The organism is Saccharopolyspora dendranthemae (assembly GCF_007829955.1).
In the GTDB taxonomy this organism is placed as follows: Bacteria; Actinomycetota; Actinomycetes; order Mycobacteriales; family Pseudonocardiaceae; genus Saccharopolyspora; species Saccharopolyspora dendranthemae.
Genome location: NZ_VIWX01000001.1, coordinates 594454 through 609807, shown reverse-complemented (window position 1 = coordinate 609807; position 15354 = coordinate 594454). Strand labels below are relative to the sequence as shown.

Sequence of the window (15354 nt, the reverse complement as noted above, 5' to 3'; positions counted from 1 at the left end):
GGGGTCGGTCAGGCGGGGCGTTCGCTGAGGATCCGCTGGTACCGGGAGGCCTCATCCTCCAGCACGGCACGAGCGCCGATCAGGGTCCGGCGGGCCTCCGTCATGGGGACCACGATCGCCCCGTCGTCGTCGGCCACCACGATGTCGCCGCGGTGCACGGCCACGCCGCCGACGGCGACGTCCTCGCCGACCCGGCACGGCCCGTTCTTGTAGGGCCCGGCGGGCGAGGTGCCCACCGCCCAGACCGGGAACCCGGCGTCGGCGAGCGCGCCGACGTCCCGCACGGCCCCGTCGATGACCATGCCCCGCACACCCCGGTTGAGGGCGCGGTGCGCGATGAGCTCACCGATCAGGGCGCGCGAGGTGTCGCCGCCACCGTCGACGACCAGCACGTCGCCGGGTTCGGCGACGGCCAGGGCCTGGTGAATCCCCTGGTTGTCGCCCGGTCGGCACAGCACCGGGAGCGCGCGGCCCGCGATGTGCGCGCCGGGCAACATCGAACGCACCCGGGAGGCGACGACGCCCAGCCGGTCCCGAGCGTCGCCGATGGCCGCCGCGGGGAGGCCGGCGAAGGCATCCAGCAACGTCGTGAGGTCGTGCGGCGGGCGGAGACTCAGCGCGCGGTGGTGATCGGCGATGGCGGTCGTCACGGTCGGCGGCACACCGAGCGAGGCGAGGAGGTCGGCGGCGGCCTGGGACTCGTGGCCTCGCCGCTCGGCGTGCTTGCGGGTGCCCCTGTCCAACCGGTCGAGCGCGCTCTCCCCACCGGCGAGGGCCCGGGTGATCTGAGCCCTGACCCAGTCCGATTCGCCCGCCGCGGCACCGGCATCGAGCGTCTCGGTGATCACCGCGCCCAGGCCCTTCATGAAGACGGTGCGCAGCATCTTCCGCCGTGACGCGTCGCCGGTGGCGCCACCTATCGCGTCCACCTCCGCGCCCAGCAGCCGGAAGTTCTCGGCCACCGGCCGGGAGGCGGGTCCGGAGACGATCAGTGCGGTGCTCGGGCCGAACTGGGGGACCGAGCCGATGACGGCGACGTCGGCGCAGCGGTCCGCTGCCTCGCCGAGCGCTGCTGCGACCTCGGACTTCCGCTGCGGAGACGCGGCGTTGAGATCGGCGTAGAACGCGGAGTCCCGCAGGTGCGGGGCGGTCTCGGCCGCGACGTGGACGGCGTGCGCGGCCGTCACCAGGCTGATGACCAGGTCGGCGTCGGCCACCGCATCGCGGAGGGTGGTGGCGGCGAGGACGCCCTCCGGCATCGGCGGTCCCGCCGGGTCGTAGCCCGCGACGGTCGCACCGGTGGCCGCGAAACCGGCGGCGTAGATGCTCCCGGCTTCTCCCAGACCCAGCACTGCGATCTTCATCGATCGAACTCCATATCACTGTATGATAAGAACACGCACTTGATGAGAAGAACTGTGCGAGCAGCTCACCTGCATGTCAATGGAAGTGAGCAAACTTCTCATGCAGTGATAGGTTCGCGAGGTCTGCAGGAGGGCTCATTGACGACCGCGAAGACCAACCCGATGCGCTCGGTGCACCGGGCTTTCGACGTGCTGAAGGTGCTGGAGCTCGCGCAGCAACCGCTGCGCCTCACGGATCTGGCCCAGCGCAGCGAGCTGCACGTGGCCACGGCGCAGCGCGTCGTCAACGTGCTCATCGAGCACGGCTACGCCAGCAGGCACGCCAACGGCTACACCGCGGGCCCGGCCGCGCTGTCGACCGCTCACGCGTTCGCGATGACCAGCCCGCTCCGGCTGGTCGCCCGGCCGGTGCTGGAGGAGATCGCGACCGCCACCGGGCTGACCGCGTCGTTGTACGTGCGGGTGCAGGAGAGCCGGGTGCTGATCGACCGGGTCGAAGGCGGTCGGCGACCGCAGTACTCGCTGCCCATCGGGGAGCGGCTGCCGCTCTACCCCGGCGCCGCGGGCAAGGTCTTCCTCGCCGGTGAGGGCGATATCGCGGCCGAGGCCGAGCGGCTGCACCCGGTGACCTTCGCCGGCGGGACCGTGCTGGACGCCGCGGGCATCCGCGCCGACCTGGAGCGGGTCCGCCGCGAGCGGTGCGCGATCTCGGTCGACGAGCGTCAGCTCGGCACCACCGCGATCGCGGCGCTGATCACCGACAACGCGGAGAACGCGCTCGGCTCCGTCGGGCTCAGCGGGGCGACCGGTTCCTTCGGCGACGTCCGGGATTCCGCGTTGCCGGGGGACGTGCGGCGCGCGGCGCAGGCGATCGGCGCCCGGGTTCCGGCGGCTGCCTGAGACTGCGGCCGCGAGAACCCGGGCTTGCGGCCGGGTCTAGTGCTGGTGCTGCGAAGGTCCCTTGCTGCGGACGAGGTCTCGGACGTTCTCGATGCGTCCGCAGTCCGAGTCGATGAGTTCGCGGCGCTTGGCGGTGAACGCCCTGCCGAGCTCCGCGCGGCGCTGCGCGTCGACCTCGGAGCGCGCATCGTTGAGGACGGTGCGCTCCTCCTCATCCAGGTGGTGGGTGAGCGATTCGCTCAGCTCCTCCAGCCGCGAGTCCCACTGCTCGGTACCGGGTTCGCCGCACTCCATCAGCGCCAGCAGCGCTTCGTGGCCCTCGGCGTGCTCCTCGGCGCCGTGGTCGACGTCCTCGGCGTCCTCCGAGGAGAGCGTGCGCAGAACCGGGTACACCTCCTTCTCCTCGGCTTCGGCGTGCGCGACCAGCAACGCGGCGATCTCGCCGAGCGCGGAGCCGCGATCGGCTTCGGAGCTGCGGAGCGTGCGCAGCAGGTCCTCGAAGCGGCGGTGGTCCGCCAGGATGAGTTCGATGACGTCTTCGGACACGGATGTCCCCTTCGACCTGTGGTGGGGTTCGGGCTGAAGCGGATCATCGACCATCGCCGGGGCGCAGGGCAAGGACGCGGCGGGCGGGCGGATTGTGGCGGTGCCCATCGACGCGGTGGACTGGGCGGCATGGACTTGCTCTTCCTCGCCCTGGTCGGCCTGGTGACGGGCGTGACGACCGTGCTGTTCGGATTCGGCGGCGGTTTCGTCACCGTGCCGGTGATCATGTGGGTCGACGCGTCGCTCGGTGAGTCGACGGCCGTGGTCGCGATCGCGACCTCATCAGCGGTGATGGTCGTCAACGCCGCCGCGGCCACCATCGCCACGCCGCGCCCCGTGCTGCGACGCCTCGGCGGCGCCAAGGTCCTCTGCGTCCTGCTCGCGGCCGGCGGGCTCTGCGGCGCGCTGCTCGCGGGCCTGGCGCCGTCACCGCTCATCCACTGGGGTTTCGTCGCCTACCTGTGCGTGACCATCGCGGACGTCCTGCTGCGCCCGGGGTTCCTGCGGCCCGCCGCCGCTGCGGTTCCCGCCCGCTCGCGGTTCCCGATCCCGACCGCCCTGGGCGTCCCGATCGGTGCCGTCGCGTCGTTCCTCGGCGTGGGCGGCAGCGTGATGACGGTGCCGCTGCTGCGGCGTGGCGGAATGCCGATGGCGGTGGCCGCGCCGCTGGCCAACCCGCTGACCTTCGCGATCAGCCTCCCCGCCCTCGTCGTGTTCTTCCTCGGAACCCCTGCGGTGACCGGGGAGGGCGTCGTCGGGCTGATCGACCTGCGGTCGGCGGGAATCCTGCTGGTGACGGCGATCCCGGTGATCGTGCTGCTCCGCAGGCGCCCGCCGAAGATCGGCGACGCCGGTCACGCCCGCGCCTACCTCGCCCTGCTCGTGATCGTCACCCTCGCCGCCATCACCGCAGGCGTCCGCTAGCCGGCGCGCCCGGTGGCGAAACCAGGAGAACCGCGGTCCTCGCCTCGACGAGGATCGCGGTTCTCCGCGTGGTCAGGGACTTTCGGGTCGGGTCAGGCCTTGACGGGGACCTGCGGGTCGTCGAGGTCGCGCTTGTAGGTCTCGGCGAGCAGGTAGGTCGAGACGAAGGAGATCAGGCAGAGCACGACGACGTACCCGGCGATCGAGAAGGAACTGCCGGTCGCCGCGAACAGCGCGGTGCAGATCATCGGGGCGATGCCACCGCCCAGGATCGCCGCGATCTGGTAGGCCAGCGAGGCGCCGCTGTAGCGAAGCCGGGTGCTGAACAGCTCGGAGAAGAACGCGGACTGCGGCCCGTACACGGCGGTCCGGCAGGCCTGCACGACGATGCCGGCGAGCAGGAACAACCCGATCGATCCGCTGTCCACCAGCATGATCCACGGCACCGCGAACAGTCCGAGCGCCAGCATCCCGCCCAGCGACATGCCGCGTCGGCCGATCCGGTCCGACAGCAGGCCGAACGCCATCATCAGCGGGATGTCGACGGCGGCCAGCAGCGCGTTCGCGCTCAGGATCGTGGTGCGCTCGTAATCCAGGGTCTTGGTGGTGTAGGAGACGATCCAGGTCGTTCCGACGTAGAACGTCGCGTTGGTGGCGAGGAAGGAACCGGCGGCGAGCAGGATGGTCTTCGGGTGCTTGCGCAGCACCTCGATCACCGGCATCCGCTCGGCGCGCTCCTGGTCCTTGCGCTCCATCGCCTGCTGGAACACCGGGCTCTCGCTGATCTTGAGCCGGATGGCGAAGCCCACCACGATCAGCACCGCGCTGCACAGGAACGGAACCCGCCAACCCCAGGCCAGGAACGTCTCCTCCGACATGTTCGCCGACAGCACCGTGAAGGTCAGGTTGCCCAGGAGCAGACCCGCGGGCACTCCGACCTGCGGCCAGCTGCCGTAGAAGCCGCGCTTGCCCTTCGGCGCGTGCTCGACGGCCATGAGCGCGGCACCGCCCCACTCACCGCCGACGCCGATGCCTTGGGCGAACCGCAGCAGCGTCAGCAGGACCGGGGCCCACACGCCGATCGTGGCGTAGGTCGGCAGCAGGCCCATCAGCAGCGTCGCGATGCCCATCAGCATCAGCGAGGCGATGAGCATCGGTTTGCGGCCGAGCTTGTCGCCGTAGTGCGCGAACAGGACGCCGCCGATGGGACGTGCGAGGAAGCCGACGGCGAAGGTCGCGAACGCGGCCACGGTGCCGACGACCGGGTCGAACTTCGGGAAGAACAACTGGTTGAACACCAGCGCAGCGGCGGTGCCGTAGATGAAGAAGTCGTACCACTCGATGGTGGTGCCGATGAGGCTCGCGAGCGCTACTCGACGAGCACTCGTCGCGGTGGCGGCCATCCGGTCGTCCTCCGGTGGTGTTGGTCTGACACGTCTGTGACCCAGATAACTAACGGTGTAAGTTTTAGGGACCGTATCCATCGGGACGAATCACCACAAGGGTCAAATTCAGGACGTTCCGGCTCAGCCCGAACGCCCGGCCGTGAGGGGCCCGCTGTGGGGCTCTCGCCCCGAAACCGTTGCGGATGACCATGTTCGGCCAGCACGGCGAGGTCGAATCCTGAAACGCTTTCGAGTGCGCGCGTCGCGTCGTCCCCGCAGCGCACCCTCATACTCGCTCCGGACCGGCGACTCCCACGGAGCGGTGCGCTCCTGCTCCCGGGGCCTCGCCAAGTCCCAGTTTTAGTCCAAACTGAGCCGACATTTCGGGCATTGATCATGCTCAGTTATGACTAAAACTGGGCTGCTCCCGGTGCTCCGCCGATCCGGGCGGATCCGTGTCGGGGGTGGGGCTGCCGGAGTCGGGACCTCCTTCGGCGAGGTTGTGGAGTGGTGGACGAGAGGATGTGGTGAGCATGTCGGGGAGAGCGGGAGTGCGGGCCTGCGTCGTGGCAGCGGTGTTCGCGGCGGCGGCCGTGGCAGGTCCGGTTCCGGCAGCGGGTGCGGAGTGCGCCGGGTACGTCGGGTTGAGCTTCGACGACGGTCCCGGTGACACGACGGCGGAGCTCTTGAGCGCGCTGCGCGAGAGCGGTCTGCGCGCAACGATGTTCAACCAGGGCGACAACGCGGCGGCTCACCCGCAGTTGGTCGCGTCGCAGGTCGAGGCCGGGATGTGGGTCGGCAACCACAGCTACAGCCATCCGCACATGACCGGGCTGACCGAGTCCGAGATGGACGAGGAGATCTCCCGGGCGCAGGAGGCGATCGCCGACGCCGGGGGAGGGGTGCCGGAGCTGTTCCGCCCGCCCTACGGCGAGACCAACGGGACGCTGCGCGCGGTCGCGGAGGCCCGCGGGCTCACCGAGATCCTGTGGGACGTCGACTCGATGGACTGGAACGGCGCCACCGTCGATCAGATCGTGCAGGCCAACGCCGGACTCACCGACGGCCAGGTCATCGTCATGCACGACTGGCCGCCCAACACCCTCGTGGCGATCCCCAGGATCGCCGAAGCCCTGAAGAACAAGGGGCTCTGCTCGGGCGAGATCTCCCCGGAGACCGGCCGAGCCGTCGCCCCGGACGCCTGACGCACTACGGGCGGCAGTCCTCCGCGAGGAACGGCCGGGCGAGGGCCAGGGATCGCGAGGAATCCCGCCACGCTTGGAGGTGGTCGGCGTCGGGCAGGGAGGTGAAGGGCGTGCCGGTGCGCTCGGCGAACGTGCGCATCGGGTCGTGCCAGGGGTCGGCGCTGCCCGCGTACATCAGGATCGGGACGGCCGCCCGGCCCAGCTGTTCGTGAACACCCGGTTCGCGAGAGAAGGCTTCGTAGTTCGCGCGCAGCGCCGCCGGGTCGAGAGCGTCGATCTCGGCCGCGCGCTCCGGGTTCGCCCGAGCGGCGCGCCGCATGTGGGGGTAGGGGTCCGCGTCGGCGGGCAGCCCGAGATCGCGGAGCATGGCCTCGGCCGCCGGGCGGAATCCGCTGATCGGGTCGAACGCGCCCGCGACCAGGCGGGTGAGGCGTTCCGGGGCGTGCACGGCCACGGCGTACCCCGTCAGGGCACCGAGGGAGTAGCCCCAGAACGCGGCCTCGGCCAGCCCCAGGTGGTCGAGAACGGCCGTGACCGACGCCGCCCGGCGGGGCAGCGAGTAGTCGGCGGGATCGAGCGGAGCCGAGCTGCCACCGAGACCCAGCGGGTCGACGGTGATCACCGAGTGGGTCCGCGCCAGCGCCGACGTGTAACCGGCCCTCGTCCACTGCTTCCCGCTCTGGAACATGCCCGGGTGCAGCACGAGCGGTGGTCCGTCGCCGACGATCTCGTAGGCGATCTGCAGTCCGTTGCGGTGCGCGATGGGCACGATCGTCCTCCTGGCTCGCTTCGCGCCAGCATCCCACGCGCCACCGACGATCCGGGGTGCCGTGACCGCACGACGTGGCCCCGGGGACCGCATCCCCGGGGCCACGTCGTGCGAGCGCCTACCGCATGGCCGGGATGTTCGGCAGCGCGAAGACGATGAGGGCGCTGCCGTGGCCTGCACCGAGCATTCCCGGCAGGAACCCCTCGATCCAGCCGCCCCAACCGACCGGCACGGCGATGTACTGCCTGCCGTCGACCGAGTAGGTCATGGGGCTGCCGTGGTGGCCGCTCCCGCACTGGAACTCCCACAGCTTCTCGCCGCTGCGGGCGTCCAGGGCGACGAACTCACCCGAGGGCGTTCCCGCGAACACCAGGTCCCCGGCGGTGGTCAGCACCGACGAGCACATCGGCAGGTTGTTGCGCCAGCGCCACTTCTCCTCGCCCTTGGAGTCGAAAGCGCTGATGGAGCCGCGCATGTCGTCGGCGTCCACCTGAACACCCGCACCCCAGTAGGGGATTCCTTCGCGGAACTCGCGGCGCCGCCGGGTGGCGGTGGCGCCGACGTCCTGCACCGGGACGTAGAACAGCTCGGTGCGCGGGCTGTAGGCGGCGTGCGTCCACTCCTTGGCACCGGCCGGGCCGGGGTAGAAGTGGACCGGCTCGCCTTCGGCGTCCGGGTACTTGCGCGGGGTCACCTTGCCGTCGCGGGTGATGGTGCCCCAGTCGATCCGGTCCACGTAGGGCGTGACCGAGATCAGCTCGCCGTTGGTGCGGTCGAGCACGAAGAAGTACCCGTTCTTGTCGAAGTGGCCGAGCATCTTGCGCCCGTCCTGGTCGAACAGGATGTTCTCCATCGTGCTGTCGTAGTCCCACACGTCGTGCGGGGTGCACTGGTAGTGCCACTGGATGCTTCCGGCGTCCGCGTCGATGGCGACGATGCTGTCGGTGTAGAGGTTGTCGCCCTCGCGCACCGCCCCGTCGAAGTCGGGAGCGGGGTTCCCGGTGCCCACGTAGAGCATGTTGGTGTCCGGGTCGAAGGTCGCGGTGATCCACGGGTTCGCACCACCGCGCGCCCAGGCCTCGCCGTCGGCCGGCCAGGTCTCGGAACCCGGTTCGCCGGGCTTGGGCACCGTGTAGCAGCGCCAGCGGTGCTCGCCGGACTCCAGGTCGAAGGCGTCCATGTGGCCGCGCACGCCGAACTCGCCGCCGGAGCTGCCGACGATGACCATGTCCTTGACGATCAGAGGGGCGAGCGTCGCGCTCTCCCCGGCCCGCACGTCACCCGTGGTCTTGTCCCAGAGCTTCTGGCCGGTCATGGCGTCGAGCGCGACCAGGTGCGCGTTGGGCGTGACGCTGAAGACCTTGCCCTTGGCCACGGCGCAACCGCGGTTGACGTTGCCGCAGCACAGCGACACGTCGTAGGGCACGGCGTGCTTGTAGCGCCAGAGCTGCTCGCCGGTCTTGGCGTCCAGCGCCCACACCCAGCCGTCCCAGCCGGAGATGTACATGACCCCGTCGACGACCAGCGGTGAGGTCTCGAACGCGTAGGTCGACGCACCGGCGATCATGCCTGCGGTGCCCGCTTGGAAGATCCAGGCGGGGCCGATGCTCTGGACGGTCTCGGTGTTGATCTCGTCGAGCAGGCTGTAGCGCTGCCCGTCGTAGGCGCCGTAGTAGGTGAGCCAGTTGTGCGATTCGTTGCGCGCGTCGAGCAGGCGTTCGTATCCGACGCTCATCGCGACGTCGGGTGCGTTGCGGGGCGAGCTGGTCAGCAGGCCCTGGTCGATCGCCTCACCGGCGTCCACGTATTCCACGGTCATGACTTGCTCCTGTTCACGGGCGCGGCTGGTCGGGGCGGTCGAGACGGGCTTCCGGCGGCACCTCGCCGAGCACGACGATGGCGCCGGTCAGACCACGGCCCTCGTCGTTGCCGGTGGGGGAGCTGAACCAGTAGTAGCCGGGGCCGTCCAGGTTGAGCTTGGCCATGCCCTTGGAGTGGTTGACCAGCCAGATGAACTTGCGGTCGCCGTTGCTGGGCAGCAGCGCGCAGTGGGTGTTGAGGTCGTCGTTGATGAGCGTGAGCTCGAGATCGCCGCCGTGCGGGAGGATCAGGATCGACGGGTCGAACGCGATCTCATCCGGTTCGATGCGGACCGTGGCTTCCATCGTGCCGTCGGCGCGCTCCGTGGCATGTTCGATGTTGCCGGTGCCGAGCACGCGACCGATGGTGGCCCCGTTCTGCACGTCCAATCCGACCTGGGCGAGAAGGTCGGTGCGTTCCTTCGCTGTCGTCATCGGACCTCACCTCCTTGTGAATCCGTCTCTCGAATCCGCTCGGGACGAGAGCGATGGGGAACCGGATCGTGCGAATGCGATTCGAAATCGGTTCACCAGAGCCACCACCGCGCGCATTGCTGGAGAGAACAGCGCTTCAAGCCGATCGAGTGACCGACTCGTGGATCAAATCAATTGTCCTGCAATAAATCCGGACGTTACGCCCGGTGCGGTCGGTCCAAAACCGGAGACCGCTGGACCGGGAGTCCGTACCGCTCGTGGGCCCGGACCTACCGCTCAGACGGGAACACCCCGAGGTTCATGACCTTGTTCCAGGCTGCGGTGAAGTCGTGCAGGAACTTCTCCTCATCGCTCGCGTAGACCTCAGCGACCGCGCGCAGTTCGGCGTGCGATCCGAAAACGAGATCGACGCGGCTCGCGGTCCACTGAACGGAGCCGGTTCGCCTCTCGCGTCCTTCGAAAGTGCATTCTTCGCGAACCCATTCGGTGTTGTTGTCGAGGAGGTTGACGAAGAAGTCGTTGCTGAGCGTGCCCGGTCGGGTGGTGAGGACTCCGAGTGGTGAGTCGTGGTGGGTGGCGTTGAGGGCGCGGAGTCCGCCGAGCAGGGCGGTCATCTCCGGGGCGTTGAGGGTGAGCTGGTTGGCGTGGTCGATGAGTTGATGTTCCGGACGCAGCAGGGGTTTCGGTCCGGTGTGGTTGCGGAAACCGTCGGCGCTGGGCTGTAGCGCGGTGAAGGCGGCGATGTCGGTGCCGTCCTGGGTGGCGTCGGTGCGTCCGGGGGTGAAGGGGACCGGGAGGCCGTTGCTCGCGCTTTCGATGGCGGTGCAGCCGGCGAGGACGATGAGGTCGGCGAGTGAGACCTGTGTTCCGGTGGTGTGTTCGGTGTTGAAGCGGTGCTGGATCGTTTCCAGGGTGGCCAGGACGGGGTGGGTGGTGTCGGGGTTGTTGATGTCCCAGTCGGTTTGGGGTTGCAGGCGGAGTCGGGCTCCGTTGGTGCCGCCGCGCTTGTCGCTGTCGCGGTAGGTCGCTGCCGACGCCCAGGCCGTGAACACCAGGTGTGACACCGGGATTCCCGATTCCAGGATCCGGGTCTTGAGCTCGGCGATGTCGGTGTCGTCGATGAGGTCGTGGTCGCGGTCGGGCACGGGGTCCTGCCAGATCATCCGCTGCTGCGGCACGAGGGGGCCGAGGTAGCGGTGGCGGGGTCCCATGTCGATGTGGGTGAGTTTGAACCAGGCGTGGGCGAAGGCGTCTGCCAGTTGGTCGGGGTGGGCCAGGAAGCGGCGTGCGATCTTCTCGTAGGCCGGGTCCTCCTGCAGTGCCAGATCCGTGGTGAGCATGGTCGGCGTGTGCCTCTTCGAGGGGTCGTGGGCGTCGGGGACCGTGCCGTGGCCTTGCCCTTCGCGCGGAACCCACTGCCACAACCCCGCCGGGCTGAGCTCCACGTCCCACTCGTAGGCGAACAACGTCTCCAAGAACGAGTTGTCCCACCGGGTCGGCGTCGGAGTCCAGATCCCCTCCAGCCCGGTCGAGATCGCGTCCGCTCCGCTGCCCGTTCCGAAGCTGTTGCCCCAGCCCAAACCCTGGGCCTCCAACCCCGCGCCCTCGGGACCGGCGGCCAAGTGACGAGCGGGATCGCCCGCGCCGTGGGTCTTGCCGAAGGTGTGCCCTCCCACGATGAGCGCGACGGTCTCCTCGTCGTTCATGGCCATCCGGCGGAACGTCTCGCGTATGGCGCGCCCGGCGGCGACCGGATCAGGCACCGTCGCCGGGCCCTGCGGATCCACGTAGATCAGCCCCATCTCGTCCGCCGCCAACGGCTCCTGGAGATCCCGCACACCGGTGTGGCGCTCATCGCCGAGCCAGGCCCGTTCCGGCCCCCAGTAGACGTCGGCGTCGGATTCCCAGGTCTCCACCCGGCCTCCGGCGAAACCCAAAGTGCGGAAGCCCATGGATTCCAGGGCGCGGTTGCCCGCGAAGATCATCAGGTCCGGCCAGGAGAGGCTGCGCCCGTACTTCTGCTTCACCGGCCACAGCAGGCGCCGAGCCTTGTCCAGGTTCCGGTTGTCGGGCCAGCTGTTGGTGGGAGCGAACCGCTGCATGCCGGAGCTGGATCCGCCCCTGCCGTCACCGATCCGGTACGTCCCCGCGCAGTGCCACGCCATTCGCAGCACCAGCGGTGCGTAGTTGCCGAAGTCCGCGGGCCACCACTCCTGGGAGGAGGTCAGCACCCGGTCGATGTCGGTTCCCACGGCCTCCAGGTCTAGCTGGTTGAACGCGGCGGCGTAGTCGAAGTCGGGGCCCAGCGGATTCGCGGCGGGGTGGTGCTTGGCCAGGATGGACAGGTCCAGCCGGTCCGGCCACCAATCGCGGCCGTCACCACCGGCGGCGGGGTGGTTGCGGACGCGTCCGTCGAGCGATTCCAGTGCCTCGTCGTAGTTCCTGGTGATCGCAACGGCATCCGGGTTCTCCGGCACGGCGACCTCCCTCCGAGCGCCCTCAGATGTCCAACGCCCGCCGCACCGCAGGAGCGTTGCGGCGGGACACCGGCACCATCGTGTTCCCCCCGTCATCCATCACCAGCGCCAACTCACCCTTGAAACCCCGCTCCACCTCGCGGATGCGATCGAGGTTCACGACGTACTGCCGGTGCACCCGCAGGAAACCGGCGTCGCCCTGATCGTTCTCGAGCTTGTCGAGGCTTCCGGAAGCGGCGCGCAACCGTCCCTGGTCGGTGGACAGCCACACGTCGTTGCCCTCGGATTCGGCGAACGCGACCTCGGGCAACCGCAGCAGCACCATCCGGTTCTCCCGCACCGCCACGATCCGGTCCGCCCGGCCCTGCTGGTTCGGCGCACCGCGCTCGCCGCGCGGCAGCTGCTCGCCCTCGGCGACGCCGAACGACACCAGGTTCCCGACCAGGTGGCCCGACAGGAACACCGGACGGATGGTGACCGAGCTGGGCTCGTCGCTGAGGTGGGTGTGGACCTGCGTCGATCCGATCCAGTCGGGATCGCGGGCGGCCTGCTTGACGGCGTACTGCGCGGCCTTGATCAGCTCCGGCAGCCGCGGGTTCCAGCGCACGGCCGGGTCGGTCGCCGGTGTGGAGCTGGGCACGCCCAGCAGCACGCCGGCCATGTCGTCGGCGATCACCACGCGTCCCGCCGGGTCCAGCGCGGCCAACGCCACGCCCGCGCGGGAGCGGGCGTGGTGGAAGGCGGCGACGAGCTCGGCGCTGGCGTCCCGCGCGCGCTGCCGCAGCGTGCGCTGGGTCCGGGTGGCCGCGTTGCCCAGCCAGGCACCGGCCGCGCTGGGTGGTTCGCTGCGCCAGCAGGAGATGTTGAGAACGGCGACCGGTTCCTTCGTCACCACGTCCCGCACGGCGACGGCCGCGCAGGTCCAGTCGTGGAACGCCTGGCACCAGTGCTCGGCGCCGCGGACCACGACGGGCGCGTGCGACTCCAGCGCGGTGCCCATCCCGTTGGTCCCGGTGGCCTGTTCGGACCAGCAGAACCAGGTGGAGAGGTTGGCTTCGGCGGCGAGCTTGCGGGTGGCCGGGTCACCCCACTCGGCCAGGATCCGGCCGGTGGCGTCGGCGACGGTCACGACACCGCCGACGTTGCTCACCTCGTGTGCCACCGAGGCCGCGCGGAACCCCAGCTCGGCGAACACCACGTCGTGCTCGAGCGTGTGGTCGACCTCGGCGACGGCGATCGGGGCCTTGGTGAGCCCGGGATCGACGCCGTACTTGTCCCGGCAGCGGTGCCACGAGATCGCGACTTCGGGCCGCACGCCGCGCAGGTCGTCCTCGCCGCGCACGAAGCGCTCCCACGCCCCGTACACCGTGGTGTTTCCGGGGACGCGGGACATCGGGTCGAGCCGGTGCACCTCTGCCATTCAAGACCGCCTCTGGTCTCTCACCAAGCCGACCGGGAATCGACGGATTCCGCGTGGGCGGGTCTCCTGTTCCGGGGTCTGCGACCAGCTTATTCCCGTTTCCAGGATGAGCACGATGGCATGCGTGACCGACCACCACACGAACGGCTGGCGCCCGGCGCCCGCACCCCGGTCAGGCGGTGAACCGGCGGCGGGCCTCGTCGATGTCGGCGATGTGGCGGTGCGTCCACTCGCACATGGCATCGACCGTCGCGAGCAGGCCCTGACCGGGTCCGGTGAGCGCGTATTCGACCCTCGGCGGGACGGTGGGGTACACCGTGCGGTCGACCAGCCCGTTGCGTTCGAGCATCCGCAGGTTCTGGGTGAGCATCTTGTGGCTGATTCCCTCGACCTCGGTTCGCAGCTCGCTGAACCGGAGGGTGCGGTCCCCGAGCGCTTCGATGATCAGCAACGCCCACTTGTTGGCGACGTCGGAGAAGATCTCGCGCGCCAGGGAATCCGCTCGCCGGAGGTCGGCCTCGTCCGCTGAGCCGCTGAGCCGTGTGGTCACCATGAGGTTCCTCAGTATCGAAGAAGTGCCTTCTTCCACGTCAGCGCACACTCTCCTACGGTTTCCCAGTAACCACAAGAGAGCGAGGGATTCGCATGGCCGTCACGCTGATCAACGCACCCGGGCTGCCGGAAGTCGACATCTACCGGCACGTCTCGATCTCCTCGGGCACCAAGCTCGTCTTCCTCTCCGGCCAGGTCGCTTGGGACGCCGACGGCACGACGGTCGGCGAGGGGGACCTCGCGGCTCAGATCGTGCAGTGCTACCTCAACGTCGGCACAGCGCTGGCGGCAGCGGGGGCGACTTTTGACGACGTCTCGAAGCTGACCTTCTACGTTGTCGACTGGGCTCCGGAGTTGATGGAGCAGGTCCTGGACGGAGTCGCCAGGGCGGCCGAGGCGCTGGGGTCCGGCCGGTCCCGCCGGCCTCCCTGTTCGGGATCGTCGCCCTCGACGTCCCGGAGCACCTGGTGGAGATCGAGGCGATCGCCGTCGTGGACTGAGCCGGTCCAGGGCGCGGGCTCGATGCCGAAAATACCGCGACAGCAGGCTCGTCCGCGGTGCGCACCTCCGTGCGGAGTCGCAGCGCGGACGAACCTGCCGCCGGGCGGGACGTCAGGTGAGGCGGATCTGGCGGTTGACGTCCTTGTAGAGGAGGTAGCGGAAGGGGCCGGGGCCACCGGCGTAGCAGGCCTGGGGGCAGAAGGCCCGCAGCCACATGAAGTCGCCCTCCTGGACTTCGACCCAGTCGTTGTTGAGGCGGTAGACGGCCTTGCCCTCCAGGACGTAGAGGCCGTGCTCCATCACGTGGGTCTCGGCGAAGGGGATGGTGCCGCCGGGCTGGAAGGTGACGATGTTGACGTGCATGTCGTGGGCCAGGTCGTCGGGGTCGACGAAGCGGGTGGTGGCCCAGGTGCCGTCGGTGTCGGGCATCGGGGTCGGGGCGATGTCCTGCTCGCGGGTGACGAAGGGCTTCGGAGCGTCGATGCCGGGGGCGGGTTCGTAGGGCTTGCGGACCCAGGACAGCGACGCGGGCGTCTCGCCGGGGTTGGCGAGGGTCCAGTCGGCTCCGGCGGGCAGGTAGGCGTAGCCGCCGGGTTCGAGGTGGTGCTCAGCGCCTTCGACGGTCAGGTCGAGCCGGCCGCTCATGAGGAACACGACGGACTCGACGCCTGCTTCGGGTTCGGGCTGTTCGCTGCCGCCGCCGGGGCCGACCTCCACGACGTACTGGGCGAAGGTGGTGGCGAAGCCCTGCACGGGCTTGGCCAGGATCCAGGCGCGGGTGCGGGTCCACCCGGGGAAGTTGCTGGTGACGATGTCTCGCAACACGCCGCGCGGGATCACGGTGTAGGCCTCGGTCACGATGGCCCGGTCGGTGAGCAGATCGGTCTGCGGCGGCAGCCCGCCGGTAGGCGCGAAGTACGACGGCGTGTTCACACTGGCTCCATCCTCGACGGGCGAACCGAGCCGGCCGGTGCCCGTGAACTGCGAAATTCATGTATACAAAAGCGCGCTCGGACA

General features: G+C 69.6%; 13 protein-coding genes and 1 pseudogene. 4 read left to right on the top strand and 10 right to left on the bottom strand.

Going from position 1 to position 15354, the window contains the following annotated elements:
* Positions 1 to 8: 8 nt before the first annotated feature.
* A complete protein-coding gene (locus FHU35_RS02655) occupies positions 9 to 1364 on the bottom strand; it encodes an RraA family protein (RefSeq protein ID WP_145736344.1) in 1356 nt (451 codons plus the stop codon).
* 138 nt (positions 1365 to 1502) lie between these two features.
* Here FHU35_RS02655 and FHU35_RS02650 point away from each other — a divergent pair, with 138 nt between their 5' ends.
* Positions 1503 to 2264: an IclR family transcriptional regulator gene (locus FHU35_RS02650; protein ID WP_186459229.1), complete on the top strand. Its 762-nt coding sequence runs from the start codon at positions 1503 to 1505 to the stop codon at positions 2262 to 2264.
* Between the two features lie 36 nt (positions 2265 to 2300).
* Here the strand turns inward: FHU35_RS02650 and FHU35_RS02645 are convergent, their stop codons facing one another.
* Positions 2301 to 2810, bottom strand: coding sequence for a hemerythrin domain-containing protein (locus tag FHU35_RS02645; protein ID WP_145736339.1), 510 nt, complete (start codon positions 2808 to 2810; stop codon positions 2301 to 2303).
* A gap of 129 nt (positions 2811 to 2939) precedes the next feature.
* Between FHU35_RS02645 and FHU35_RS02640 the strand changes: the two genes are divergently transcribed.
* A complete protein-coding gene (locus tag FHU35_RS02640) occupies positions 2940 to 3734 on the top strand; it encodes a sulfite exporter TauE/SafE family protein (RefSeq protein WP_222429265.1) in 795 nt (264 codons plus the stop codon).
* Between the two features lie 92 nt (positions 3735 to 3826).
* Here FHU35_RS02640 and FHU35_RS02635 read toward each other — a convergent pair whose 3' ends face one another.
* Positions 3827 to 5137: an MFS transporter gene (locus FHU35_RS02635; protein ID WP_145736337.1), complete on the bottom strand. Its 1311-nt coding sequence runs from the start codon at positions 5135 to 5137 to the stop codon at positions 3827 to 3829.
* Positions 5138 to 5652: 515 nt separating this feature from the next.
* Here FHU35_RS02635 and FHU35_RS02630 point away from each other — a divergent pair.
* On the top strand, positions 5653 to 6324 hold the full coding sequence (locus FHU35_RS02630; protein WP_145736335.1) for a polysaccharide deacetylase family protein: 672 nt from the start codon (positions 5653 to 5655) through the stop codon (positions 6322 to 6324).
* A 4-nt stretch (positions 6325 to 6328) separates the two neighbouring features.
* On the opposite strand, the gene FHU35_RS02625 is transcribed toward FHU35_RS02630, so the two are convergent.
* The 6 genes from FHU35_RS02625 to FHU35_RS02600 form a co-directional block, all read right to left on the bottom strand.
* Positions 6329 to 7093, bottom strand: a complete 765-nt coding sequence (locus FHU35_RS02625; protein ID WP_186459228.1) for an alpha/beta fold hydrolase — start codon at positions 7091 to 7093, stop codon at positions 6329 to 6331.
* A gap of 118 nt (positions 7094 to 7211) precedes the next feature.
* Positions 7212 to 8912: a PQQ-dependent dehydrogenase, methanol/ethanol family gene (locus FHU35_RS02620; protein WP_145736331.1), complete on the bottom strand. Its 1701-nt coding sequence runs from the start codon at positions 8910 to 8912 to the stop codon at positions 7212 to 7214.
* Between the two features lie 13 nt (positions 8913 to 8925).
* On the bottom strand, positions 8926 to 9387 hold the full coding sequence (locus FHU35_RS02615) for an MSMEG_3727 family PQQ-associated protein (RefSeq protein ID WP_145736329.1): 462 nt from the start codon (positions 9385 to 9387) through the stop codon (positions 8926 to 8928).
* A gap of 269 nt (positions 9388 to 9656) precedes the next feature.
* Positions 9657 to 11864 (bottom strand): catalase/peroxidase HPI, encoded by a 2208-nt coding sequence (katG, locus tag FHU35_RS02610; protein WP_246110031.1) that lies wholly within the window; start codon positions 11862 to 11864, stop codon positions 9657 to 9659.
* 22 nt (positions 11865 to 11886) lie between these two features.
* Complete coding sequence (locus FHU35_RS02605; protein ID WP_145736325.1) at positions 11887 to 13284, bottom strand: DNA-binding protein; 1398 nt, start codon at positions 13282 to 13284, stop codon at positions 11887 to 11889.
* Between the two features lie 172 nt (positions 13285 to 13456).
* Positions 13457 to 13837, bottom strand: a complete 381-nt coding sequence (locus tag FHU35_RS02600; protein WP_145736323.1) for a winged helix-turn-helix transcriptional regulator — start codon at positions 13835 to 13837, stop codon at positions 13457 to 13459.
* Positions 13838 to 13929: 92 nt separating this feature from the next.
* On the opposite strand from FHU35_RS02600, the pseudogene FHU35_RS02595 reads away from it, so the two are divergent.
* Positions 13930 to 14336 (top strand): annotated as a pseudogene (locus FHU35_RS02595) (RidA family protein).
* Positions 14337 to 14448: 112 nt separating this feature from the next.
* Here FHU35_RS02595 and FHU35_RS02590 read toward each other — a convergent pair.
* The gene (locus tag FHU35_RS02590) at positions 14449 to 15270 is read right to left on the bottom strand and encodes a bifunctional allantoicase/(S)-ureidoglycine aminohydrolase (protein ID WP_145736321.1); all 822 of its coding nucleotides are present in this window, start codon (positions 15268 to 15270) and stop codon (positions 14449 to 14451) included.
* Positions 15271 to 15354 lie beyond the last annotated feature (84 nt).